We start from the raw sequence: 359 nt of genomic DNA on the forward strand, positions 1-359 counted from the left end.
GTATATTAAATTAAATGGTGCGGGTGAAGGGAGTCGAACCCCCACGCCTTGCGGCGCTAGATCCTAAGTCTAGTGCGTCTGCCAATTCCGCCACACCCGCATAATGGTGAGTCATGCAGGATTCGAACCTGCGACCCTCTGATTAAAAGTCAGATGCTCTACCAACTGAGCTAATGACTCATCTCGTTTTACAAAGAATGGTGCCGACGAGAGGACTTGAACCCCCAACCTACTGATTACAAGTCAGTTGCTCTACCAATTGAGCTACATCGGCGTATTATGGTGGAGGATGACGGGATCGAACCGCCGACCCTCTGCTTGTAAGGCAGATGCTCTCCCAGCTGAGCTAATCCTCCATT

4 tRNA genes are annotated in these 359 nt (G+C 50.4%); all 4 read right to left on the reverse strand.

Annotated features, from left to right (window positions below):
* Window positions 1-15 precede the first annotated feature (15 nt).
* The 4 genes from LXM54_RS27740 to LXM54_RS27755 all read right to left on the reverse strand — a co-directional run bounded on the left by LXM54_RS27740 (window position 16) and on the right by LXM54_RS27755 (window position 356).
* Window positions 16-100: transfer RNA gene (locus LXM54_RS27740), tRNA-Leu, on the reverse strand.
* Between the two features lie 4 nt (window positions 101-104).
* Window positions 105-180, reverse strand: a tRNA-Lys gene (locus LXM54_RS27745).
* Between the two features lie 18 nt (window positions 181-198).
* A tRNA-Thr gene (locus LXM54_RS27750) sits at window positions 199-274 on the reverse strand.
* Between the two features lie 6 nt (window positions 275-280).
* Window positions 281-356 (reverse strand) — tRNA-Val (locus LXM54_RS27755).
* Window positions 357-359 lie beyond the last annotated feature (3 nt).

The organism is Bacillus sp. Au-Bac7 (assembly GCF_021341655.1).
In the GTDB taxonomy this organism is placed as follows: Bacteria; Bacillota; Bacilli; order Bacillales; family Cytobacillaceae; genus Niallia.